Consider the following 23,533-nt stretch of genomic DNA (forward strand, 5'->3'; position numbering starts at 1 on the left):
TTCGGCCCCGTGCCAGGCAGGGCACGTGACCCTGCGAGCTCCTTCCCGACGGTCGGGTGCGGATCCACACCCAGGCGTCCCGGATCGGCCGGCCGGGCGCGGAACCGGCCCGGCGGAGGCCGAGTCGATGCCCAGCGGCCACCGGGACCGGCCGGACGGTCCGGCCGGCGCCGCGGTCAGAAAAGCGCGCGCTCCAGACAGCCGGTGCTGGCCAGCGCCCCCGGACGCACCGGCTCCCCACGGCACAGCGCCGTACGAGCAGCGGTCCGCCGATCCCTTCCGCGATCAGCGCACGTCCAGCGGCCCTCTCCTGGCTGACTCGTCAGCCAGGCCAGACAGTCTCAGCCGCGCTACGAAGACGATGGCGGCGATGGCGGCGAGCACGCCGAGGACATCCGTGACCATGCCGAGGCGCAAGGCGCTCCTGACCGGTTCCACCTGCTCGGCCCGCCCGTACAGGGCCTGCGCCCAGGGGTTGGCAACGGTCCACGACACGAAGGAGAGCCACCACCCGATGACCAACAGCCGGGAGTGACCGCGAGCGGCGTTCTCGGGCCTGCTCGACGTCCACAGGTCGAGAGCGATCAGGAAGGGGACCCCGAGGTTCACAACAGGGACGAACCAGCCGGCCAAAGCCCAATGACGGCTCTGCCACCACCGTCGAAGGGGAAGAAGAGAGCCGACCCGCTCCCACGCCTGCACGAACCACAGGACGAAGAGAAGACCCGCTCCCGCAAAGGCGGCCACTTGGGCACCCGCCAAGTTGCCCACCCACATCTCGGCGCGCAGGACGGGCTCGCCGTGCGACATGTGCCCCAGCACGGTGTGCAAGCGGAGCTGGGCCACCAGATGGGGCACGGCGAAGGCGATATTCGCTCCGAGCGCGGCACACACGACAGCGCCTGAACCCTTGCCCACCAGTGCTCCCACGTCGACGGCGGCCGAACCCGATCGGCTTTGGGAGGAGCAATGTATGGGGCCCGGCGCGGGCCCGTCCAGATACGGGCTCCCAGGCTGCGATCTCACACGCATCTCACGGCATTCACCCCCTCCGAGCCGATCGACGGCGGTGCAGCCCGGGCCGGACCAGGACACGAGGTCCATTGCCGCAGCACACGGACTGCGGATCCGGGGGCAAAGGAGCAGTGGGGCCGGGCAGCGGCGCGGGTCCCGGGGGCGGAGGCTCCCCGGGACCCGGATCCACACAGCTGCGGGACCTCAGCCGACGGGCTGTGCCTCCTCCGCGCCGGGGTGCGCGAACTGGGTGCGGTACAGCTCCTCGTACCGGCCGCGCGCGGCGAGCAGTTCGGTGTGGGTGCCGCGTTCGACGACCCGGCCGTCCTCGACCACCAGAATCAGGTCGGCGGCGCGCACGGTGGACAGCCGGTGGGCGATCACGACGGCGGTACGGCCCTCCAGCGCCTCGCCCAGGGCTTCCTGGACGGCCGCCTCCGAGGTGGAGTCGAGATGGGCCGTCGCCTCGTCGAGGATGACGACCCGCTGCCGGGCCAGCAGCAGCCGGGCGATCGTCAGCCGCTGGCGCTCGCCGCCCGAGAGCCGGTAGCCGCGCTCGCCGACGACCGTGTCCAGCCCGTCGGGCAGAGAGGCCACCAGGCCGTCGAGCCGGGAGCGACGCAGCGCGTCCCAGAGGTCGTCCTCGGTGGCTCCGGGCCGGGCGAGCAGCAGGTTGGCACGGACGGAGTCGTGGAAGAGGTGGCCGTCCTGGGTGACCATGCCGAGCGTCTCGCGGATCGATGCGGCGGTCAGGTCGCGTACGTCGACGCCGTTCAGGCGTACCGCGCCGGCTTCGGCGTCGTACAGCCGCGGCAGGAGCTGGGCGATCGTCGATTTGCCCGCGCCGGAGGAGCCGACCAGCGCGACCATCTGGCCGGGTTCGGCGCGGAACGAGACGCCGTGCAGGACTTCGGTGCCGCCTCGGGTGTCGAGGGTGGCGACCTCTTCGAGGGAGGCGAGGGAGACCTTGTCGGCGGACGGGTAGCCGAAGCGGACCGCGTCGAACTCGACGGACACCGGGCCGTCCGGAACCCGGCGGGCGTCCGGCTTCTCGGCGATCAGCGGTACCAGGTCCAGGATTTCGAAGACCCGCTCGAAGCTGACGAGTGCGCTCATCACCTCGACGCGGGCGCCGGCGAGGGCGGTCAGCGGCGCGTAGAGACGGGTGAGGAGCAGGGCGAGCGCGACAACGGCTCCCGGGTCCAACCGGCCGCGCAGGGCGTAGTAGCCGCCGAGTCCGTAGACCAGGGCGAGGGCCAGTGCGGAGACGAGGGTGAGGGCGGTGATGAACGCGGACTGGGCCATGGCCGTACGGACACCGATGTCACGCACCCGGCGGGCACGGGCGGCGAATTCGGCCGACTCGTCGTCGGGCCGGCCGAAGAGCTTGACGAGGGTGGCACCGGGGGCGGAGAACCGCTCGGTCATCTGCGTGCCCATGGCCGCGTTGTGATTGGCGGCCTCGCGCTGCAGCCGGGCCATCCGGGAACCCATGCGGCGCGCCGGGACGACGAACACCGGCAGCAGGACGAGGGCGAGCAGAGTGATCTGCCAGGAGATGGTGAGCATCACGGCGAGTGTCAGCAGCAGGGTGACGATGTTGGAGACGACACCGGAGAGGGTGTTGCTGAAGGCCCGCTGGGCGCCGATGACGTCGTTGTTCAGCCTGCTGACGAGTGCCCCGGTGCGCGTGCGGGTGAAGAAGGCGACCGGCATTCGCTGGACGTGATCGAAGACAGCCGTGCGCAGATCGAGGATCAGCCCTTCACCGAGGGTCGCCGACAGCCAGCGGGTGAGCAGGCCCAGGCCGGCCTCGGCGACGGCGATCACCGCGATGAGAAGCGCGAGGCGGACGACGGTCCCGGACGCATCGCCGTGGACGATCGCGTCCACGACCCGGCCGGCGAGGACCGGGGTGGCCACCGCGAGCAGTGCCGTGACCACGCTGAGCAGCAGGAACTGAGCTATCTTCCGGCGGTGCGGCCGGGCGAAGGCGGCGATGCGGCGCAGGGTCACCCGGGAGAAGGGCCGCCGGTCCTGCTGGGCGTTCATCGCACTGTGCAGCGAAGTCCACGCGGTGACTTCCATGTCCATGGGGGTGCCTCCGGAATCTGATGAACCGGCGCTGGGATCCCGTCGGCCGGCGTGGCCCGGGGCGCACTGACCACGCTAAGACCTCAACGAAACTTGAGGTCAAGCGTTTTGCTCCGGCCAATGCACTCCGGCCGATTCGCTCTGGCCCGCTGCCGAGAGCCTGCGGGCGCCCACTTCACGGCCCGAGCCACCGCCGGCACCGTCAGCAGCACTCCCGCCCTGTCGGCATCAACGCTGAGGATGTTCGGAGTCGGGCGTGAACGGCCGCGTGCGCGCGATGAGAAGGGCGACGTCATCGGGGTCGTCGGGCCGCCGGAGTTCCTCAAGGAGCCGGTCGCAGGTTTCCTCCAGAGAGCGGTCGGGCCTGTCGAGCAGACGGCGGAGGGTTTCCAGGCGTTCGTCGATGGGGTGGTGGCGGGTTTCGACGAGTCCGTCGGTGTACAGGACCAGCTGGTCGCCGGGGCCGAGGTCGAGGGTGATGGTCTCGAAGCCGACGCCGCCCACTCCCAACGGGGTGCCGGTGGGCAGGTCGAGCAGCTCGGGAGGTTCACCGCTGCGCACGAGGGCGGGCGGCAGGTGGCCCGCGTTGGCGATGTGGCACTCGGCGCGGTGCGGGTCGTAGACGGCGTACACGCAGGTGGCGATGTAGTGCTCCAGCCCCGCGGTGATCTTGTCGAGGTGCTGGAGGACCTGGGCGGGGTCGAGGTCGAGGTCGGCGAAGGCGCTGGTGGCGGTGCGCAGGCGGCCCATGGTGGCGGCGGCGTCGATGCCGCTGCCCATGACGTCGCCCACGACGAGTGCGGTCCTGTCGCCGTCCAGCGGGAGGACGTCGTACCAGTCGCCGCCGACCTCGTAGGTGGCCTGTGCCGGCCGGTACCGGTAGGCGATCTGCAGGCCGGGGAGATCGGGCGGGCGGTCCGGAAGCAGGCTGCGCTGCAGGATCTCGGCGGCGTTGCGCATGCTCTGGTGCGTGCGGGCGTTGTCGATGCACACGGCGGCCCGGGAGGCCAGCTCGCCGGCGAGGGCGAGGTCGTCCTCGCTGAAGGGCAGCGGGTTGCGGGCCCGCATGAGCCCCAGACAGCCGAGGACGTGGCCGCGTGCGGTGAGCGGGGTCAGCAGGTACGAATGCACCCCGGCGCGGGCCAGCAGGGTGGCGGCGTGGTCGTCGCGGGCGATGCGTGCCAGGTCGGTCTCATCCGCGCGGGAGATGAGGATCGGGCGGCCGGTGCGTACGCACTGGGTGGCCAGCCGGTCGGCGCCGTAGGACGCGATGTGGCCGGGTGAATCGGCAGCCTGGGCGGCTTCGGTGGGGTAGGCGGCCCTCACCGCGAGGGCGCGGAAGAGAGCGGGGCCGTCCGTGAGGGCTCGGCGGTGCTCGTCCAGGACGGAGTCGAGTACGTCGACCGTGACCACGTCGGCGAGCTCGGGAACGGTGACCTGGGCCAGCTCCCGGGCTGTCTGTCCCACCTCCAAGGTGGTGCCGATACGGGCGGAGCCGTCGGCGATCAGGGCCAGGCGGCGCCGGGCCTCCGCCGCCTCCATGGCTGACTGATACCGGTCGGTGACATCCACTACCAGATCGGCCACTCCGAGAACACGGCCCTGGGGGTCCTCCAGCCGGTACAAGGAGATCGACCAGGCATGTTCGTGCTGCGGATCGGCGGGGCTGCGGCCGACGATGGTGGCCTGGTCGACCATGGGGACCCCGGTCCTGAGGACCTCCCGCATAGCGCTCTCGGGCACCTCGAACTTCGCGGAGGTCATGACTTCGCGGTAGTGCCGGCCGAGGTGGTCTCTGGCCGGAATGCCGTGTATCCGCTCCAGGGCGGGGTTGACGGCCACGTACCGCAGATCGCTGTCGAGGATCGCCAGCCCGATGGGGGACTGGGAGATCAGCCGGCTGGACAGTGCGACGTCCCACTCCACCTCGCGAAGGGTCGGCGAGTCGGTGGCGAGCCCGAGGGCATAGAAGTCGCCGCGGTCGTCCAGCAGCCGCATGTTGCGCAGCTCCACCAGCCGCGTGGTGCCGTCCTTGTGCCGGACGGGGAACGCCCCGGCCCAGCTCTGGCCGGTCTCCATGACCTCGGCGAACTTCTTGGTCACCAGGTCCCAGTGCTCTTCGTGGACGAGCAGCGGCGCCGCGTACTGCCCGAGCGCCTCTTTGGCGGCGTAGCCGTACAGGTCCTCGGCCTGCGGGCTCCACAGGACGATCCGCCCGTCGGCGTCCAGCAGCACCGCAGCGACGCCGAGAAGGTCCATGAGCCCGCTCGGCTGCGACGACCTTCCCCGCGGCTGACCGGCATCAGCCGGACGTCCATCGGCTGCGCTCACCCGGGCGCTCCTTCCGCTTGGCGGACCACGTGGGCCGTGCCTCCGCTACGGTCCGTGGCCGTCCGCTTATCTGTCGGCTGCCCCCTTTTTCTCTGGTGAGTACTTCTTACTCCGGCCAGTACTTCGGCCTCCATGTTCCCCCTGGATCGGCCTGCCGCACACCCCGTGGGTACCGGCTCGGCGGACCCGGCGCATCCCATGCCTGCGCCTCGCCAACTTGATCATTCGCCATTCCCATGGCTGGGATCAGCGGCGCAGCCGGTCCGTCGCCGTCTGCCGCCGACGGGTTCTTCGAGGTTGACCGTGGGCGGACCATACGCCCGGACGGCCGGCCGGCGCCGCGCCGTACGCGGGCCCGTTGCGCTGAACGAGTGAATACCGAGTGAATACAGGCAGGCCCGGTCATGGGCACCCCGGCCGCCCCAGCGAGTCCGACCCGCGGGTTCCACCCGCCTACGCGGGGTGTTCCTGGGCCCGGGTGTCGCGGCTCCGGACGGCGAGGGCCGCGATGTCGTCCTCGAGCCTTCCGCCGCTGTAGTGGAGCAGGTCCCGGTGAAGCCGGTCGAGCAGCTCGCGGGGCGGCGCCAGGCCTTCCCGCCGCATCCAGTCCGGCAGCGGGAAGAACTCGCCCGCGCGGTCGCGGGTCTCCGTCACCCCGTCGGTGTAGAGCAGCAGCTGATCGCCCGGGTCGAAGGCGACGGTGTCGACGAAGTAGTGGTCTCCGATGAGCGTCGCGAGGTGGAGGGGCGGGGAGGGAGTGGTGGGCTCCAGGAGGCGGATCTCCCCGCTGTGCACGAGCAGCGGCGGGGGGTGCCCGCAGTTGAGAAGTCTGACGTGGCCGCCGCCGTGCGGGATCTCGACGATCAGAGCGGTGGCGAAGCGCTCCGGCAGGTCCTGGGAGGGGAACGCAGCGCTGTGGCGGTTGATGCTGGTCTCCAGGCGATGGCTGACGCCCCTCAGGTCGGGCTCGTCGTAGGCGGCCTCCCTGAAGCTGCTGATCACCGCGGAGGCCGCCCCCACGGCGGTCAGGCCCTTGCCCCGTACGTCGCCGATGAGCAGCCGGACCCCGTACGGTGTGTCGGCCGCCTCGTAGAAGTCGCCGCCGATCCGGGCCTGCTCCTGGGCCGCCAGATACAGCGACTCGATCTCGACACCCTCGATGCGCCGCGGCAGCGGACGCAGCAGCACCTTCTGGGCCGCGTCCGCGACGAGCCGTACGTGGAAGAGCATCTCCTCCCGCTGGAGTCGGACATGGCTCGCGTACGCGGCTGCCAAGGTGACCGCAACGATCGCAGCCGCGGTGTACGGCGTCCCCAGGTCGGCGTAGACGAAGCTGAGGCCGATCATGACCAGCAGGCAGAACGTCCCCAGCAGGACCGTGGGGAGCACCGGCCACATCGCGGCAGCGAGAGCGGGTGCGGCGGGCAGAAGGCGGCTGAAGGCGATCTCCCTCGGTGTGGAGAATGCCAGGCCGGCGATGAGGACGGTGAGGATCACCGGTGACAGCAGAGCAAATTCCCACCGGCCGCCGTAGGGGAGACGACGACGGCGCCGCAGCCGTCCAGGCGTGATCACAAAGTGCATCATATCGGGACTAAGTGATCGTTCAGCTCCCCCAGCACCGTGCCCGTGCAGCCCCGGTTGCTCCGCGATCCCACAACAACGCACCCCGGCCAACGCGCCGGCCCTGACCACTACCGAGGACGAAGACCTCGACCTGGCCGCCTCGGTGTGTCGTCGGAGACACCGCCGGAAGGATGAACCCGGCGCTTTTGACGAGTTCGATAATTGACACTACTCGCGCAATGAGAATTCTTAGGCGCACCAAGAATTCTGACATCGGGCGAGGAATTATGCTTTCCATTTCGAAGTGGGGTGCGGTGGCGGCAACCGCGTTGTCGCTCGCGACTCTCACGGGTTCCGCCTCCGCGTCCCACGACCCCCTGGTCCGGGGCAGGGATGTCCAGCGCACGGAGATCATCAGCCTGACGTCGACGGGCACGGGAACCACGATGGTCGACAACGGGACACCCGGACCAGGGGTCGGCGATCAGATCATCCTCACCGCGAACCTCTTCCGCAGAGGTGTCGGCTATGGCACCGAGGGCGCGGTGTGCACCCGAGTGGCGGCGCGAACCAGTCTCTGCACAGGCGCGTTCAGCCTTCCCCGGGGGCAGGTGACGTGGCAGCACGTGCAGACCACCCCCGTCGGCACCCCGCCCAGCGACTTCGACATCGCCGTCACCGGCGGCACCGGCGCGTACGCCACCGCCCGTGGCTACGGCCACGTCGCCCGCGTCTCCGAGGGAGGCGGAGGCTTCACCCTCTACCTCGTACGCTGAATCCTCTCGTCACAGCACGCCAGGGACTGAAGGCGTTCGGTCGCCCGGGTCGTACTGCAGGGGCCCTGCCTACAGGTGCCCTCTCAGTGCGCGATGCCGTCGATCAGGTCGCGTGCTCCCTGGCGGAGCAGCGCGACGGCGACGGAGGTACCCAAGGTGGCCGGATCGAGGCGCCCGGCCCATTCGTGAGCGTTGAGGACCGACTTGCCGTCCGGGGTGAACACGCAGGCGCGCAGCGAGAGATCACCGCCGCGCTCAGCCTTGGCGTAGCCGGCGATGGGGCTGTTGCAGTGACCCTGGAGGACGTGGAGGAACATACGTTCGGCGGTGGCCTCGCGGTGGGTGTCGGGGTGACCGAGGTCGCTGACGGTCCCGATGAGCGCAGTGTCGTCCTCGCGGCACTGCAGGGCGAGGATTCCGGCGCCGATCGGCGGCATCATCTGCTCCGGCGTCAGGATCTCGGTGATCACGTCCGTGCGGCCGATGCGCTCCAGTCCGGAGACCGCCAGGAGGAGGGCATCGGCCTCGCCGGCGGCAAGCTTGTCCAGCCGTCGGTTGGCATTGCCTCGGAACGGCACACAGTTCAGCTGCGGGTGCGAGGCAGCGAGCTGGGCGATGCGGCGTACGGAGGACGTCCCGATCCGGGTGCCGGGCGGCAGGTCGTCGAGGGTGCGGCCGCCGGGATGGATGAGGGCGTCGCGGATGTCGTCCCGCTTCAGGAACGCGGCGAACGTGGTGCCGGCCGGCAGTGGCCGGTCGGCGGGGACGTCCTTGACACAGTGGACCGCCAGGTCGGCCTCACCATCGAGGAGGGCGGCATCGACTTCCTTGGTGAAGGCACCCTTGCCCTCGACCTGGGCAAGGTCGCCCATCCACTTGTCGCCGGTCGTCTTCACCGGGACCACCGTGGTGCGGATGTGGGGGTGGAGCGCGGTCAGCTCGGCGCGAACGCGCTCCACCTGGGCCAGGGCCATGGGCGAGTCGCGCGAGACGATACGGATCAGCTCAGGGGCGGACATGCCGCCCACGATAGACCGTCGGACCCGAGCCCCGACGCGAAGCTCGTATCCCCATCTCATCGCTGCGACAAGCAGGTTGGGAATGCTCGGCCAGGCGTACGAGGAAGTCGTCGACGCGGTCCCGGCGGCCGGTGGGCCAGGCAGTCGGCGCTTCACGGACGGGCCACTCCCCCGACGTCGAGTACGCCACCAGCGGCACGTCCTGGTGGGGGTACGTGGAGCCGGTCGCGGAGAACCTCACTTTGCGGCTCTCCTTTTCGGTACCACCAGAAAGCTCGATTGTCGAACGGGCAATCGGGTGAAGAATTTTGCCGTCTCTCGAGATTCCTGCGCCGGGCCACGGCATGCCAAGGAAACAGTGAGGGAACAGGGCGTCCTCCGCCAGGACCGGGGATGGCGAAACTGTGCACCCATGGCGCTTTGGAGCCGCGCCGCGCTGACACGACGGGCTCGAGTGGCAACCCGTCGGTGGCCGGTGGAGACTGACAGCCCTGGTCCTGTGACCAGGGAAGAGCTCACAGCCCAAGGGCTCACGACCTCGTGGCTTCCGGATTGCCGGCTCCCAACTGTCGCCGGAGCGCGGAGGCACCGGGTGCCCGGCCAGAGTGGCCGGTGGTGTCTCGACATTTCCGCAAGGAGTTCACATGGTGGAGAAATCTGTCGAGGTGTTGACGCCCGGGCCGGATGAATCTGCGCTCGTCAAGCGCGGTGACGCCGGCCCGGTGGCGGACGCCGAGAGCAATCTCGCGGCGGTACTGGCCGGCGTCTTGGGCGTCGAGCAGGTGTCGGTCGACAGTCATTTCTTCGATGACCTCGGAGCCAACTCACTGCTGATGGCCCAGTTCTGTGCACGGGTCAGGAAGCGGGCAGACCTGCCGTCGGTGTCGATGAAGGACATCTACCAGTACCCGACGGTCCGGAGTCTGGCGACGGCGCTCGCGGACGCAGCCCCTCCCGCCGACGAGTCGTCGGTGCCAGCAGTGCCCGAGGTCGTGGCACCTGCCAGCACGCTGCGGTTCGTCCTCTGCGGTGTCGTGCAGCTCATTGTCTTCCTCGGGTACACCTCCGCGGCCGGCTTCGTCACAGCCCGGGGATTCGAATGGGTCGCCGACGGATCGGACCCGGTCGACATCTATCTGCGGTCCGCCCTCTTCGGCGGCGCCGGCCTGCTCGCCATGTGCATATTTCCGATCGTGGCCAAGTGGATCCTCATCGGCCGGTGGAAACCCAGCGAGTTCCCGGTATGGGGTCTGGCCTATCTGCGCTTCTGGACCGTCAAGGTTCTGATCCACGCCAACCCGATGGTCTTCTTCATCGGCAATCCTCTGTACGTGCTGTATCTGCGGGCCCTCGGCGCACGGATCGGCAAGGGCGTCACGATCCTGTCCCGCACCGTGCCGGTCTGCACCGACCTCCTCACCATCGGCGCCGGTACGGTGATCCGCAAGGAAGCGTTCCTCCTCTGCTACCGGGCACATGCCGGACGCATTCAGACCGGTCGGGTCGCCATCGGCCAGGACGTCTTCATCGGCGAGAAGACCGTCCTCGACATCGACACGTCGATGGGTGACGGGTCGCAACTCGGCCACACGTCAGCGCTGTACAGCGGCCAGACGGTGCCGGCCGGTGAACGGTGGCACGGTTCACCGGCCCAGCCCACGGACGTCGACTACGTGAGGGTCGAGCCGACGGCCTGTGGCGCGCTGCGCCGGGCCGGCTACGGCCTCGTCACGGTGCTGCAGACGTTCCTCCTGTACACACCGCTGACCATCGGCGGCGCATACGTGGTGCTGACCGCGGTTCCGGCATTCGGAAGGATGCTGGCTCCGGGCCGGGCGGACTTCACGGCGGCGCCGTTCTACATGGACGCGCTCGTCCTCTCCGCCGTGTTCTTCTTCGGAGCGGTCGTCCTGGGTCTGGCTGTGGTGTTCACCGTTCCACGTCTGCTGAACCTGGTGGTCGAGCCGGACAAGGTCTACCCGCTGTACGGTCTCCAGTACTCGGTTCACCGCACGATCGCTCGCATGACCAACATCAAGTTCTTCAAGTGGCTGCTCGGCGACAGTTCCTACATCGTCTACTACCTGCGCGGCCTCGGATACGACTTGTCCCGGGTCGAGCAGACCGGGTCGAACTTCGGCACGGAGGTGCAGCACGAGACGCCGTATCTGAGCTCCGTCGGCAGCGGGACGATGATTGCGGATGGGCTCTCGATTGTGAACGCGGACTTCTCGAGTACGTCGTTCCGTGTGTCCCGGGCCTCGATCGGGGCACACAACTTCCTTGGGAACAACATCGCCTACCCTTCGGGGGCCAGGACGGGCGAGAACTGCCTGCTCGCCACGAAGGTGATGGTTCCGCTGGACGGCGAGGTCCGCGAAGGGGTGGGGCTGCTCGGCTCGCCCTGTTTCGAGATACCCAGGTCGGTGGAGCGTGACTCACGCTTCGACCATTTCCGGACCGAGGACGCACTGCGACGCAATCTCGCGGCGAAGAACCGCTACAACATTCGCTCGATGGTGTACTTCCTGTTCGCGCGATGGCTGTACGTGTTCGTGATCACTGCGGTCGGCCTCGCGGCCGTCGACTTCTACGGCTTTGTCGGAGCAGTGGTGATCGCCGCGTACCTGGCTTTCTCACTCGCCTTCTCCGCCCTCTACTACGTCCTGGTGGAACGCGGCATCCAAGCCTTTCGCGCACTACGACCGCAGCTGTGTTCCATCTACGAGCCGTACTTCTGGTGGCACGAACGCCTCTGGAAGGTTCCCGACGAATACCTCGAAATCTTCAACGGCACACCCTTCAAGAACATGATCTGGCGGCTCTTGGGGGTCCGGCTCGGCCGCAGGGTGTTCGACGACGGCTGCTATCTGACGGAACGGATGCTGACCACCATAGGCGACGACTGCATGCTCAATGCGGGGAGCAAGATCCAGTGCCACTCCCAAGAGGACGGCACCTTCAAGTCCGACTACAGCACGATCGGTGACGGATGCACCCTCGGCGTCGGCGCCCACGTGCACTACGGCGTGACGATGGGCGACGGCGCGGTGCTCGCACCTGACTCCTTCCTGATGAAGGGCGAGGAAGTCCCCGCTCGCGCCCGTTGGGGCGGGAACCCCGCAACAGAGTCGGAGAGGCCCACCGCCAACCCGCAGCAACTCGACCACGCCGAGGCAACGAACGCGGTGATCACATAGCGGCCGAAGTACCGGCCGGCATGCGTCGGGATCCTGGCGCCGTGTTCTTCGACCGGCCATCACTCGTCGGACGCGGGCGTCACAACGTCACAACGTCACTACGGGGACACCGTCCGGGCGTTCCGCGAGCAGCGCTGCGACATGATCGGCGCAGCGGAGGGCCGCCTCGGTCATGGCGCTTCTGGTCATTCCGGCAATGTGCGGAGTGAGCAGAGCGTTGGGCAGGCCGCAGAGCGGAGACGCGAAGGCGGCGTGCTCATGCTCGAAGGTGTCGACGGCGGCGGCCGCCAGCGGGTGCGTCGGGTCGCGTAGCGCGTCGGCCAGAGCCTGCTCGTCGACGACTCCGCCCCGGGAGGTGTTGAGCAGGATCGACCCGGGCCGCATCAGCGCCAGTTCCTCCCGGCCGATCATCCTCCGGGTCTGCGCGGTGAGCGGGAGGTGCAGGGACACCACGTCGCTGGTGGCCAGGAGGGCGCCGAGGGATTCCGCCTGGGGCACCGCCCCTGCCGGGCGCCGCGAAAAGCCCTGGACAGCCATGCCCAGGGTGCGTGCCCGGTCTGCCAGCGCCCGGCCGATCCGACCCAGACCGACGATGCCCATGGTCAGCTCCGACAGCTCGACCACGGGGGCGGTGGGCGTACTCCAGCGACCTTGGTGCGCTGCCTCGTTGTGCGCCGGCAGGTTCCGGGTCAGAGCGAGCAACTGGGCCAGGGCGAACTCGGCGACCGCGTTCGCATTGGAGCCCGGCGTATGGGTCACGGTGACGCCGTGGCGGGCGGCGGCGGCCAGATCCACATGATCGGTGCCCGCCCCGGCGCGGCCCACAACTCGGAGGCGATTGGCCAGTGTTGGGCCGGTCGTCGCGGCGAGGAAGCCGGCACGCAGCGGGACACCCGCGCGGGACTTGACCGCGTGGTAGCCGAGCCCGCCCCCGACGGTCGCGGAGATCAGTGCCGACTCGTCGAAGGCATCGAAATCGGTGAACTCCACTCGGCCCGCCCAGACTGCCCGCGCGCTCGCCTGGTCGGTCACCCGCCGGAGGTTCAACGTGACCGCCAGCCCGTGTCCGAGCAGGCGCTCCAGCTCAAGATCGAGCAACTCCCCAGGAGCCGCGTCCAGCAGCAAGATGCGCGTCTGCCCCACGGAACCCCCTTTCCCTGTGTGCGGACCTTACGAGATCCAGACGCCGGCGGCGAAAACACCATGCCCAGGTGTGCCGAGGCGATGCTGCGGGCGGCTCCAAGGACGCGGCCTCCTCCGCCGCCGGTGAACCGCACAGCTCCAGGGGCGCAGGGATGTTCCGCCCGAGGCGAACGGCCGCCGTCTTGCCCGGCCCGCAGTCGCGAGTAATGCTGATTACATGCTTACAAAGGAACAGAGCGAGAAGCTTCGCGGCTGGTTCGCCGGCCGCCTGCCGGAAGACGTCTACGAACGCCTGCTGGATGTGACGGTGGACCGCGAGGAGATCACCGTCATCGGGCGCATCCCCGCACCCCACCTCGCCGAGGACGCCTCAGCCGCCGAAAAGGAGGCGGCCGTCCAGGGACGCATCCAGGAGTTCCGGGAGCGCACCCGCGACGCGCGTATCGCCGTGGCCCGCGAGGCCGAACAGCGCTTCGACAAGAAAGTCTCATGGGGCGTGGAGTGCGACGGAACCCGCGCCCTGTTCACCCATGTCGCGGCCCCCGTCATGACCCGACTGCGACAGAGCGAGCGCCAGGTCCTGGACACCCTGATCGCGGGCGGCGTGGCCCGCAGCCGTAGCGACGCGCTCGCCTGGTGCGTGCGTCTCGTCCAGCAGCACACGGACGACTGGCTCACGGACCTGCGCGAGTCCCTGGAACACGTACAGCGTGTCCGGGCACAGGGCCCGGACGCCGGCTGAGCACCGCGCCGCCGCGCGTGGTGCGCGGCGGCTTGCGGCAGCGGGCGGTCAGCTCGGCTGGGCGGTGGGCATGATGGTGATCTGCTGCAGGTTCGCCCGCGGTGGGAGGCTCGCGATGAACCCGATGGTCTGGGCGATGTCCTGGGGCGTGAGCCACTCCATCGTCTCCTTGGCGCTCTCCAGCCACGAGAGGGCGCCCTCGTCCGTGACGTGGCTCTGCAGCTCGGTGCCGACGATGCCCGGCTCGATCGCCGAGACCCGCACCTTCTTCGCGCCCAGCTCGGCCCGCAGATGCCGGGAGAGGTGGGTGACGTACGCCTTGGTCGCGGAGTAGACGGCGAAGTTGGGGAAGATGTTCTGGGCCGCGATCGACGAGGTGTTGATCAGGTCGGCCACTCCACGCTCACCGGCGGCCGTCACCAGCTGGGGGGTGAACGCGCCGATGACGTTCATCAGGCCGGTGATGTTGAGGTCGATCTGGCGCTGCCACTGGTCGGTGGCGAGTTCCTCGATCGGGGCGGGGAGCATGACACCCGCGTTGTTGAAGAGCAGGTCGGCGCCGCCCAGTTCGGCCGCTACGCGGTCGGCGGCCGCCTGCACCGCCGCTGCGTCGGTCACGTCGACGGCCAGAGCTGTGGCCTGGCCCCCGTTCTTCTCGATCCGGGCGACCAGATCGTCCAGCCGTTCCGCGCGCCGTGCCAGGACGACGACGCGGGCGCCCAGCTCGGCAAGATACTCGGCCGAGGCCTCGCCGATGCCGCTGGAGGCGCCCGTGACGACCGCTACGCGGCCGGCGAGGGGACGGGCAGGGGTCTGCGTGGTCATGGTGCCACCTTCCGGAGTGAGTGACGTGAGAGGTACGGGATGGCGGCAGGTCGCCGCCTTCCCTTCACCAGCACACCAGCTGTCACGCCCTCGCGCGACGCCGGAACGTGCCCTGACCAGGCAGGTACGCACAAGGCAGGTACTGGCAGGGCCACCCGGCCGACGACGTGCCCCTCCCGGCTCGGCCACACTCGAGGTATGGAGGACCGTAGTCGCGAGCTCGCCGATTTCCTGCGCTCACGCCGCGCCCGGATCACCCCCGACCGGGCGGGGCTGCCCGCCGACGGCCGCAGCCGTCGCGTGCCCGGCCTGCGCCGCGACGAGGTGGCCCGCCTGGCCGGGGTCAGCACCGAGTACTACACCCGGCTCGAGCAGGGCCGCGCCGGCAATCCCTCTCCCGAAGTCCTCGATGCCCTCGGCCGCGCCCTTCAGCTCGACGCCTCCGAGCGGGAGCACCTCACCGACCTGCTGGGACGTCCGGCCACGACGCGCCGCGCTCCGGCCGGCCCGCAGCGGGTCCGGCCCGGCCTGCACCTGATGCTGCACACCCTCGACCACGTACCCGCCTTCATCCTCGGCCGGCGCACCGACGTCCTGGCCTCCAACCGACTCGCGCGCGAGGTCCTGACCGACTTCGACGCCCTGCCCGCACCCCGCCGCAACCTCGCCCGCTACTACCTCCTGGACCCCGAGGCCCGCGATCGCGTCGGCGACTGGGACCGGATCGCCGCCGAAACGGTCGCCGTCCTCCGTCTGGAAGCCGGCCGGTACCCGCACGACCGGCAGCTCTCCGACCTCGTCGGTGAACTCACCCTGCGCTGCCCCGAGTTCTCCACCTGGTGGAACGACCACCGCGTGCTGCGCCGTACCCACGGCGCCAAGCACTACCACCACGCCCTGGTCGGCGACCTCCACTTCTCCTACGAGTCCTTCCAAGCGCCCGGCGACAGCAGACCCTGTGCGTCTACAACGTCGAACCTGGTTCCGGCACCGCGCAAGCCCTCCAGCTCCTCACCAGCTGGACGAAGCCACAGCAGGGCCCACTCTCCCGGTCAGAGCCGACCACTCCGCCCGCGACAGCGTGATCCAGGCCGGCAGAGACGCGTACGACACGCCCGCGTTGTTCCACGCCCGGCCGCCCCGGTCTCCGCGGGGGTGGCCCGGCACGTCCCTGGACGGGCAGGGCCGCGCATCCGTACCCGGTTGTCCGGGCACGTCAACCGCCTCGCACCAGCTCCCGTTCGGCGACCGCCCGGAAGCCGTGCGGCGGACGGCCGGTGAGGCGCCGGACGGTGTCGGTGGTACGGTCCTCGGCTCCCTCGGCGATGGCGCGGTCCATGCCGGCCAGCATGGTGGCGAACTCCAGCGGTATCGCCGCGGCCAGACGGTCACGCATGTCGTCGTAGGTCAGGTGGCGGTGGACCACGGGGCGGCCGGTGACCTCGGTGACGATCGCGGCGATGTCGTCGTGGCTGAGTGCTTCCGGCCCGGTCAGGACCAGGTCGGTGTTGGGCGCTTGGCCGTCGGTCAGGGCGCGTACGGCGACGGCGGCGATGTCGTCGGCGTCGACGAATCCGACCCGGCCCATCCCGGCGGCGGTCAGGATGACGCCGTCGTTGCGGATGCTGTCGGCGTGGGCGTGGGTGCCGGTGAAGTTCTGCATGAACCAGGAGGGGCGCAGGACCGCCCACTGGTCGAACAGGCCGGGCAGGGCCCGGTGCACCGCTCCCACCGCCGGGCCGCCTTCGGTGATGGCCGAGGAGCTGAGGAGCACCGCGCGGTGCACGCCGGCGGTGCGGGCCTGTTGGAGGAAGGGCAGCATGACGGCGGCCGGGTCGGGGTCGCCGACGGGCGGGACGAGGTAGACGCGGTCGGCTTCGCCGAGGGCGTCGCGGAAGGTGGCGGGGTCGTACCAGTCGAAGCGGACCGGTTCCGCGCCCGGGAGTGGGGTGGCTCGACGACTGGCGGCCTTGACGTGGTGGCCGGCGGCGATCAGCTGCGCGGTGGTGCGGCTGCCGGTCGTACCGGTGGCGCCGATGACCAGGGTGGTGCCGGTGGAGGTCATCGGGCGCTGCTCCTGGTGAAGTCCATGCCGGGTTCGTGGACGGCGAGGGGGTTCCAGTAGTCGCGGTAGGAGGTGAAGTGTCCGTCCTGGACGGTCACGACGGCGATGTAGGTCATGTCGAAGGGGTCGCCTGTCTCGACCAGGCGGCCCACGCCGCGCATCTCGACCACGATGGTCCCGGGGTCGGTGGTCCGGTGGATTCGCAGGTCGGGGAAGTCATGAAGGTCGATGTGTTCGGGGTAGTCGCGCATGTAGGCGGCGATGGCCTCCCGACCGTCCAGTCGCTCGGGCCAACCCGGGGGAGCGAAGGGGAATTCCATGACGCCATGCTCGGCCCACAGGCCGACCCAGGCGGGGATGTCCTTGTCCAGGAGCAGGCGCAGGCTGTGGCGGTACAGATCTGCCGGTGAGGTGTTTGCGGGCATGAGGTTCTCCGTCCCGTACGATACGGACCAGCGGTCCGCTTCAATGAAAGATACGGACCGCCGGTCCGCATCGCAACCGGAGGAACCGCATGCCCGAGCGCAAGCCACGCAAGGACGCGGCCCGTAACCGCGCCGCCGCCCTCGCGGCCGCCGACACGCTCTTCACCGACTGCCGGAGCCCCGAAGACGTCACCATGGCCGACATCGCGGCAGCGGCCGGCGTCGGCAAGGGAACGCTCTTCCGTGCCTTCGGTGATCGCACGGGGTTGATCCGGGCGCTGTACGAGGCGCGGCTCGAACCGATCAGACACGCGATCGAAGCGGGCCCGCCGCCGCTGGGGCCCGCGACCGCGCCGCTGGAGCGCGTACCTGCCCTGCTGGATGCCGTCCTGTGCTTCAAGCTCGACAACCGCCACCTCGCGCTCGCCCTGGAGGGAACCAGCACGGACAGCCCCTACCGGACGGACCACTACGAGCGATGGCACACACTGCTCCGGGACTTGCTGGAGCAGATTCCGGGCCTGACCGGCAGCGACTTCACCGCCCATGCGTTGCTCGCCGCCACCCGGGCCGACCTCGTCGAGTATCTGGGCGGCGAGAAACGCGTGCCCCGCGAGGACATGCGGGCACAGCTGGCGACCTTCACCGCCACAGTCCTCGGTACCCGTGCACGGCGGGAACCGGCCGCCGAAGACTGATCACTGCTGCGCACGCACATCAACTGGCGTGCCTCCGGAGGCAGATGAGGGCACAAGCCCATGCGACCCAGCCGAGGAAGTGGCGTGGGGAGATCCCGGGCAGAGGCCCGGGGGCGGCAGCACGATCGCCGGTGGAGCCGTCGACGCCGACAATCACCGGCATGCAACCGCGATGGGGCGCAGACACGGCGGCAACGCCCACACAGGACGGCCTGGTACTGTCCGACGTCCCTGCAGCGCGGCTCTCGTATGGGTGAAACGTAAGTGGGGTCCTCCCAGTGACCTCCTCGTCAAGCCCCGGTAGTCAACTGCGGTCACGTGCCAACTGCAGTGCAACCGCCGTACCCTGCATCACAACAGCCCCCGCCACAGGCACAGGCACAGGCACAGGCATGGGCACAGGCACGCTCACGCATCAGGAGAGCACCATGACATCGACCCCCAACGCAACGCTCAGCATCGAAGCAACAACTGCGCTGCTGCAGGCAGAGCTTCCTCGGCTGGAGGAGCACCAGCAGGCACTGCAGACGGAACTCACAACGGTGTCCGAGCGACTGGAATCGGTACGCGCCGCCCTGGCGGCACTGAGCGCACTGTCCGCCACCACCGTCCCGCAGCCCCGCGCCGGCGAACCGGCTCCCGGCGCCCACACGGCAGAGGAAATCCCGGTCGAAGCCGCTCCCGACACCACGCCGGAACCGGTACCGGCCGCTCCCGAACCTGCTTCCGTACCAGCGGATGAATCGACGCCCCAGGCGGAGAAGCAGGCCGGCCCTCGCAAGCCCCGCAAGACCACTGCCACCGGCAAGACCACGGCCGCCGGGAAGGCCAGGGCCAAGAAGACTGCCGAGACCGCGTCCAAGCGCCGCCCGGCCGAGAAGACCACCCCGGCCAAGGCAGTGAAGAGCAGGGAAACGCAGAGCGCAGCACCAGCCGCAGCCGCAGCCGCCCAGGAAACCGGTGGTCTCACCGACCAGGTCATCGCCGTCCTGGCCAGCCACGCCGACACCCCGTTGCGGGCACGGGACGTCGCCCAAGCCCTCGGCCGCGACGACACCACCGCCAGCATCAACACCGTCCGCAGCACCCTCGACCGCCTCATCGCCACCTCCCGGGCCCACCGCGCCGGCCGAGGCCTCTACCAAGCCCCCGCCAACTGAACTCGCTGTCCCCTTCCCGGGGGATGGCGTTCAGCCGGCAGATGAGCGCCCGCTCCGGTGCGGGAAGGTCGTCTTGTCGAAGTCGCTGCCGGTCCTTGCCGCGACCGATGCGGGGCCCGGCGCCGACAGCTTCGTCCTCCGGTACCGGCACCGGGTCCTCGTATCGCGAACGGCCCCCGACCTTCCGGCGGGCTCGGGCTCCAGCGGACGCCACTGGTGGGCTCGAGAGGGCGAGCCTCCCGCTCCTGCATCCGCGCGGCCATGAGCGTCGGACAAGGCGATCATCGGCGCCGCCGCGAGCTCGTCCACCCATGACGAGGCATCAGTGGCGCGCTGCGGGAGGTTTTCATGCCGGGTACCGGATTGTACGAGGCGCCGGAGCAGAGCCGTGCGGGCCGCGTGCGCCGGGGTCGCGGTCGGCGATGGACACTGGTGCTGTCCTGGGTGATGGGACTGACAGGACTGGCAGTGCCGGCCGGTCCGGCCGGCTTGGCCGTCCCGATCGCTCTGGCCGCCCCCACGGCCGCGCATCCCGGAATGTTCGCCTACGTCGCCAACCGCAACGCGGACACGGTGTCGGTGAGCGACACCCGCACCGACATGGTCACCGACACTGTCCCCGTCGGCAGGGGGCCCAACGGCGTCGCGGTCGTCCCGGACGGCTCCCACGTCTACGTCACCAACTTCGCCACGAACGATGTGTCGGTGATCGACACCCGTACCAACACGGTCACCGACACCGTCCCCGTCGGCGACGGACCGACCGGTGTGGCGATCACCCCGGATGAACCCGGCCGCTCCACGCCGCACACACGGGGATGCGACTCCACCCGGGGCTGAAGCCCCGGGGTTCCTCGCAAGGATTCACTGAAAGCGGCAGGGCAGGATCCCCTAGGCACTCGGTCCACCGACCAAGTCGGGGAACCCAGTTGCTTCCGTCGGAAACCCCCTGACAGGGTCTTGGCCATGCCTACTCTCTCCGCGTACGACGGAACCAAGCTTGCCTACCACGTGTTCGGAAACGGCGCTCCATTGATCTGCTTGCCCGGCGGGCCGATGCAGGCCTCCGTGTACCTCGGCGATCTCGGCGGGCTTTCCGCGCACCGGCAGTTGATCATGCTGGATCTCCGGGGCACCGGCGAGTCCGGGACACCGGAGGACACCGCGTCCTACCGCTGCGACCACCTTGTCGAGGACGTCGAGGCCCTGCGCGAGCACCTCGGTCTCGAACGGATGGACCTGCTCGCGCATTCCGGCGGCACGAATCTGGCGGCGCTGTATGTGGGCCGCCACCCGGAACGCGTCGGCAAGCTCGCCCTGATCACGCCGAGTGCCATGGCCGTCGGGCTCGCGATCACTGGAGACCTCCGGCGCGAGACGGCGCAGCTCCGCCAGGACGAGCCGTGGTTCCCGGCGGCATATGCGGCCTTGGAAGCAATCACCGCGGGCAAGGCGACGGACGACTGCTGGCAGGCCATCGCGCCGTTCTTCTACGGCCGCTGGGACGAGAAGGCCCGAGCCCATCGGGCTGCTGAGGGCGGGCAGAAGAACATGGAGGCCGCGGCTGCCTTCGGCGCCGAAGGCGCTTTCGACCCGGACGCCACCCGTGCTGCGCTCGCGCTGTTCGGGGCGCCGGTGCTCCTGCTCGCCGGGGAGGTCGATCTGAATTCTCCGCCTCCCGCGATGGCCGAGTTCACCGGGCTGTTCCCGGCCGCCGAGCTCGTCGTTCAGCCTGGAGCCGGACACTTCCCGTGGCTCGACGATCCCGACCGGTTCGTGGCAACCGCCGCGACGTTCCTTGGATGACCGACTCGATTGCTCGGGAGTGCCTACTGCTCACCACGTCCGTCCGCAGGCGGTCGGGATGGCCCCGCCCGTGTACGGACGGGGCCATCGGAGACCGTCATGGACGATCTACCGGGACAGCATCCTGCTGGACACCGCTTCCGGTACCGGGGCGTAGCCGGTGGCCCGGGTGGTGAAGGTTCCCCGGCCCTGGGTACGGCTGCGCAGGCGGGTCGCATAGCCGAACAGCTCGGCCAGCGGCACGGTCGCGGTGATCACCGCTGTGCCGGCCCGTGCGGTCGAGCCCGAGACCCGGCCGCGCCGGGCCGCCAGGTCGCCGAGCACCCCGCCCACGGCGTCGTCGGGCACGGTGACCGTGACCTCAACCACCGGTTCCAGGAGGGCCATCGCGCCGGCGTGCAGTGCCTCCCGAAGACCGAACCGGCCTGCTGTCCGGAACGCCATCTCCGAGGAATCCTTGGAATGGGTGGCTCCGTCGGTCAGCGTGACCCGGAGTCCGATCACCGGGTGGCCGCCGAGGGGGCCCTCGGCCAGAGCATCCCGGCAACCGGCCTCCACCGCGCGGATGTACTCCTGCGGAACCCGCCCACCGGCGACGGTCGATCGGAACACGAAGTCCCGTGCGCTGCCGCCGGTGTCGCCTCCGGCAGCGTCGTCGGCGGCAGTCTCCAGCGCCTCCACGTCGAGGACGACATGGGCGAACTGACCGGCGCCACCGTCCTGCTTGACGTGCCGGTACACCAGCCCGGTCACCCCGCGGGCGACCGTCTCACGGTAGGCCACCTGCGGTCGGCCGACGCCGACATCCAGCCCTTGGGCACGACGGATCTTCTCCACCGCAACCTCCAGATGCAGCTCGCCCATACCCGACAGCACTGTCTGACCGGTCTCGGGGTCGGTCCGGACCGCCAGTGATGGGTCCTCCTCGACCAGCCGTGCCAGTGCCGCCGTCAGCCGATCGACGTCGAGGCGACTGCGGGCCTCGACCGCTACGGAGACGACCGGATCGGCCACGGTGGGCGGTTCGAGCACCAGGGGTGCTGCGGCTGTGCACAAGGTGGCACCGGCGCGGACGGCCTTCAGTCCGATCACGGCGACGATGTCCCCGGCCACCGCCCGGTCCACCTCCGCGTGCCGGTCGGCCTGTACCCGCAGGATCCGGCCGATCCGCTCGGTGCGGTGCGCGCCCACGTCCAGCACTGTGTCTCCCTTCCGGATCGTTCCTGAGTACACACGCAGGTAGGTCATCCGCCCCGTGGCGGTGGAATTCACCTTGAAGACCAGCGCGGCGAACGGCTCCCCCGGGTCGGCGACCCGCTCCTGCTCCGTGCCGCCCAGGGTGCCTCGTACCGCCGGCACGTCCAGGGGCGACGGGAGGTACGCGACGACGGCCTCCAGCAGCGGCTCGATCCCGCAGTTGCGGTAGGCCGATCCGCACAACACCACCACGCCCTCACCGCTGCAGGTCAGGTCGCGCAGTGCGGCAGCCAGAGTCCGTGCGGAGAGCGTCGACCGCGCACAGAACTCCTCCAATGCGACCGGGTGGAGTTCCGCCACCGCCTCCTCGAGCAGTCGGCGGCGCCGGTGCGCCTCTTCCCGCAGGGCGTCGGGCACCGGGCCCTCGTCGAACGTGTCACTGCCCGCGCGCCAGACCAGCGAGCGCATACGCAGCAGATCCACCACTCCGGTGAACCCGTCCTCCTGCCCGATCGGCAACTGGACCACCAGCGGAACCGTGTGCAACCGCTCCCGGATCGACTCGACCGCCGTGTCGAGGTCGGCACCGGCGCGGTCCAGCTTGTTGATGAAGGCGATCCGCGGTACTCCGTGCCGGTCGGCCTGCCGCCACACCGACTCGCTCTGCGGTTCGACTCCGGCGACGGCGTCGAACACCGCGATCGCGCCGTCGAGCACCCGCAACGAGCGCTCGACCTCGTCGGAGAAGTCGACGTGGCCCGGTGTGTCGATCAGATTGATCCGGTGACCATCCCAGACGCAGCTCACCGCCGCGGCGAAGATGGTGATCCCACGATCGCGCTCCTGTGAGTCGAAGTCGGTGACGGTCGTCCCGTCGTGGACCTCGCCCCGCTTGTGCGTGGCGCCGGTGACGTACAGGATCCGTTCGGTGACGGTGGTCTTGCCGGCGTCAACGTGGGCGAGGATGCCCAGATTTCGGACGCTGGTCAGTGGACTGATGGGATTGCGTTGCAGGTCGGTACGCACGGCCCGAGGCCTTTCAGGGTGATCGAGAACAGGGCGGCGCGATTCCCGGACGAACGGCCTGGATCAAGTCGGCGGAATCCCCTGATGCAGCGCGACCGCATCGGGATGTACCCGGCCGGTCGGCTCAACGGCCGGACAGCGGCCGGACAGCGGTCAGACAGGGAGTCAGATGTTCGTCTCGGACGTCCGGTGGCGGCCGCGCAGCCGGCACCGGGCACACGAAGACATCAGGATCACGTCGTACCGTGACCGGGGAACAACGACGGTGGTGCGGTAACACACGGTCGGGCTCCCCTCAGTCGTCGAAGCGCGCTGCGAGTCGTTGCAGCGCGCGAGGCGAGTGTAGTGAGCCCGGCTGGGCGCCGGCACCGGATTATTCGTCCCCCGGGACCGGTCGGGAGTCGTGGGCGTGGGTCGGTGGCCGGGTGTTGGGGTGGTGCGCAGTG

General features: G+C 69.7%; 17 protein-coding genes and 1 pseudogene. 8 read left to right on the top strand and 10 right to left on the bottom strand.

The window, feature by feature from the left end:
• Positions 1 to 285: 285 nt before the first annotated feature.
• From AC0699_RS10980 to AC0699_RS10995, 4 genes are all read right to left on the bottom strand, one after another.
• Positions 286 to 918 (bottom strand): DUF4328 domain-containing protein, encoded by a 633-nt coding sequence (locus tag AC0699_RS10980; protein WP_478658333.1) that lies wholly within the window; start codon positions 916 to 918, stop codon positions 286 to 288.
• 300 nt (positions 919 to 1,218) lie between these two features.
• Positions 1,219 to 3,108 carry an ABC transporter ATP-binding protein gene (locus AC0699_RS10985; RefSeq protein ID WP_478658336.1) on the bottom strand — a complete coding sequence of 630 codons (1,890 nt, stop codon included), beginning with the start codon at positions 3,106 to 3,108 and terminating at the stop codon, positions 1,219 to 1,221.
• A gap of 228 nt (positions 3,109 to 3,336) precedes the next feature.
• Positions 3,337 to 5,439, bottom strand: a complete 2,103-nt coding sequence (locus tag AC0699_RS10990; RefSeq protein WP_478658339.1) for a SpoIIE family protein phosphatase — start codon at positions 5,437 to 5,439, stop codon at positions 3,337 to 3,339.
• Positions 5,440 to 5,892: 453 nt separating this feature from the next.
• A complete protein-coding gene (locus AC0699_RS10995; RefSeq protein ID WP_478658342.1) occupies positions 5,893 to 7,014 on the bottom strand; it encodes a PP2C family protein-serine/threonine phosphatase in 1,122 nt (373 codons plus the stop codon).
• A 278-nt stretch (positions 7,015 to 7,292) separates the two neighbouring features.
• Here AC0699_RS10995 and AC0699_RS11000 point away from each other — a divergent pair, with 278 nt between their 5' ends.
• Entirely contained in the window at positions 7,293 to 7,781 is a 489-nt protein-coding gene (locus AC0699_RS11000) for a hypothetical protein (RefSeq protein ID WP_478658345.1), read from the top strand.
• An 83-nt stretch (positions 7,782 to 7,864) separates the two neighbouring features.
• On the opposite strand, the gene hemC is transcribed toward AC0699_RS11000, so the two are convergent.
• The gene (gene hemC / locus AC0699_RS11005) at positions 7,865 to 8,800 is read right to left on the bottom strand and encodes a hydroxymethylbilane synthase (RefSeq protein ID WP_478658347.1); all 936 of its coding nucleotides are present in this window, start codon (positions 8,798 to 8,800) and stop codon (positions 7,865 to 7,867) included.
• Between the two features lie 644 nt (positions 8,801 to 9,444).
• On the opposite strand from hemC, the gene AC0699_RS11010 reads away from it, so the two are divergent.
• Positions 9,445 to 12,000: a Pls/PosA family non-ribosomal peptide synthetase gene (locus AC0699_RS11010; protein WP_478658350.1), complete on the top strand. Its 2,556-nt coding sequence runs from the start codon at positions 9,445 to 9,447 to the stop codon at positions 11,998 to 12,000.
• A gap of 87 nt (positions 12,001 to 12,087) precedes the next feature.
• Here the strand turns inward: AC0699_RS11010 and AC0699_RS11015 are convergent, their stop codons facing one another.
• Entirely contained in the window at positions 12,088 to 13,143 is a 1,056-nt protein-coding gene (locus tag AC0699_RS11015) for an NAD(P)-dependent oxidoreductase (RefSeq protein ID WP_478658352.1), read from the bottom strand.
• A 217-nt stretch (positions 13,144 to 13,360) separates the two neighbouring features.
• On the opposite strand from AC0699_RS11015, the gene AC0699_RS11020 reads away from it, so the two are divergent.
• Positions 13,361 to 13,885 carry a hypothetical protein gene (locus AC0699_RS11020; RefSeq protein WP_478658354.1) on the top strand — a complete coding sequence of 175 codons (525 nt, stop codon included), beginning with the start codon at positions 13,361 to 13,363 and terminating at the stop codon, positions 13,883 to 13,885.
• 48 nt (positions 13,886 to 13,933) lie between these two features.
• Here AC0699_RS11020 and AC0699_RS11025 read toward each other — a convergent pair whose 3' ends face one another.
• Positions 13,934 to 14,710, bottom strand: coding sequence for an SDR family oxidoreductase (locus AC0699_RS11025; protein ID WP_478658356.1), 777 nt, complete (start codon positions 14,708 to 14,710; stop codon positions 13,934 to 13,936).
• 198 nt (positions 14,711 to 14,908) lie between these two features.
• On the opposite strand from AC0699_RS11025, the pseudogene AC0699_RS11030 reads away from it, so the two are divergent.
• A pseudogene (locus AC0699_RS11030) lies at positions 14,909 to 15,795 on the top strand (helix-turn-helix transcriptional regulator).
• 131 nt (positions 15,796 to 15,926) lie between these two features.
• Here the strand turns inward: AC0699_RS11030 and AC0699_RS11035 are convergent.
• Together AC0699_RS11035 and AC0699_RS11040 are read right to left on the bottom strand one after the other, a co-directional pair.
• Positions 15,927 to 16,775 (bottom strand): NmrA family NAD(P)-binding protein, encoded by an 849-nt coding sequence (locus tag AC0699_RS11035; RefSeq protein WP_478658358.1) that lies wholly within the window; start codon positions 16,773 to 16,775, stop codon positions 15,927 to 15,929.
• Positions 16,772 to 17,200: a nuclear transport factor 2 family protein gene (locus tag AC0699_RS11040; protein ID WP_478658361.1), complete on the bottom strand. Its 429-nt coding sequence runs from the start codon at positions 17,198 to 17,200 to the stop codon at positions 16,772 to 16,774. The genes AC0699_RS11035 and AC0699_RS11040 overlap by 4 nt, the downstream gene beginning before the upstream one ends.
• Positions 17,201 to 17,289: 89 nt before the next feature.
• Between AC0699_RS11040 and AC0699_RS11045 the strand changes: the two genes are divergently transcribed.
• From AC0699_RS11045 to AC0699_RS11060, 4 genes are all read left to right on the top strand, one after another.
• Complete coding sequence (locus tag AC0699_RS11045) at positions 17,290 to 17,898, top strand: TetR/AcrR family transcriptional regulator (protein WP_478658363.1); 609 nt, start codon at positions 17,290 to 17,292, stop codon at positions 17,896 to 17,898.
• Positions 17,899 to 18,326: 428 nt separating this feature from the next.
• Positions 18,327 to 19,058 carry a hypothetical protein gene (locus AC0699_RS11050; RefSeq protein ID WP_478658366.1) on the top strand — a complete coding sequence of 244 codons (732 nt, stop codon included), beginning with the start codon at positions 18,327 to 18,329 and terminating at the stop codon, positions 19,056 to 19,058.
• A gap of 348 nt (positions 19,059 to 19,406) precedes the next feature.
• Positions 19,407 to 19,898, top strand: a complete 492-nt coding sequence (locus tag AC0699_RS11055) for a YncE family protein (protein WP_478658368.1) — start codon at positions 19,407 to 19,409, stop codon at positions 19,896 to 19,898.
• Positions 19,899 to 20,024: 126 nt separating this feature from the next.
• Positions 20,025 to 20,864, top strand: coding sequence for an alpha/beta fold hydrolase (locus AC0699_RS11060; protein WP_478658370.1), 840 nt, complete (start codon positions 20,025 to 20,027; stop codon positions 20,862 to 20,864).
• 108 nt (positions 20,865 to 20,972) lie between these two features.
• On the opposite strand, the gene fusA is transcribed toward AC0699_RS11060, so the two are convergent.
• The gene (gene fusA / locus AC0699_RS11065; RefSeq protein WP_478658373.1) at positions 20,973 to 23,087 is read right to left on the bottom strand and encodes an elongation factor G; all 2,115 of its coding nucleotides are present in this window, start codon (positions 23,085 to 23,087) and stop codon (positions 20,973 to 20,975) included.
• Positions 23,088 to 23,533: the final 446 nt, after the last annotated feature.

It is taken from the genome of Streptomyces sp. NPDC043870 (assembly GCF_056435785.1).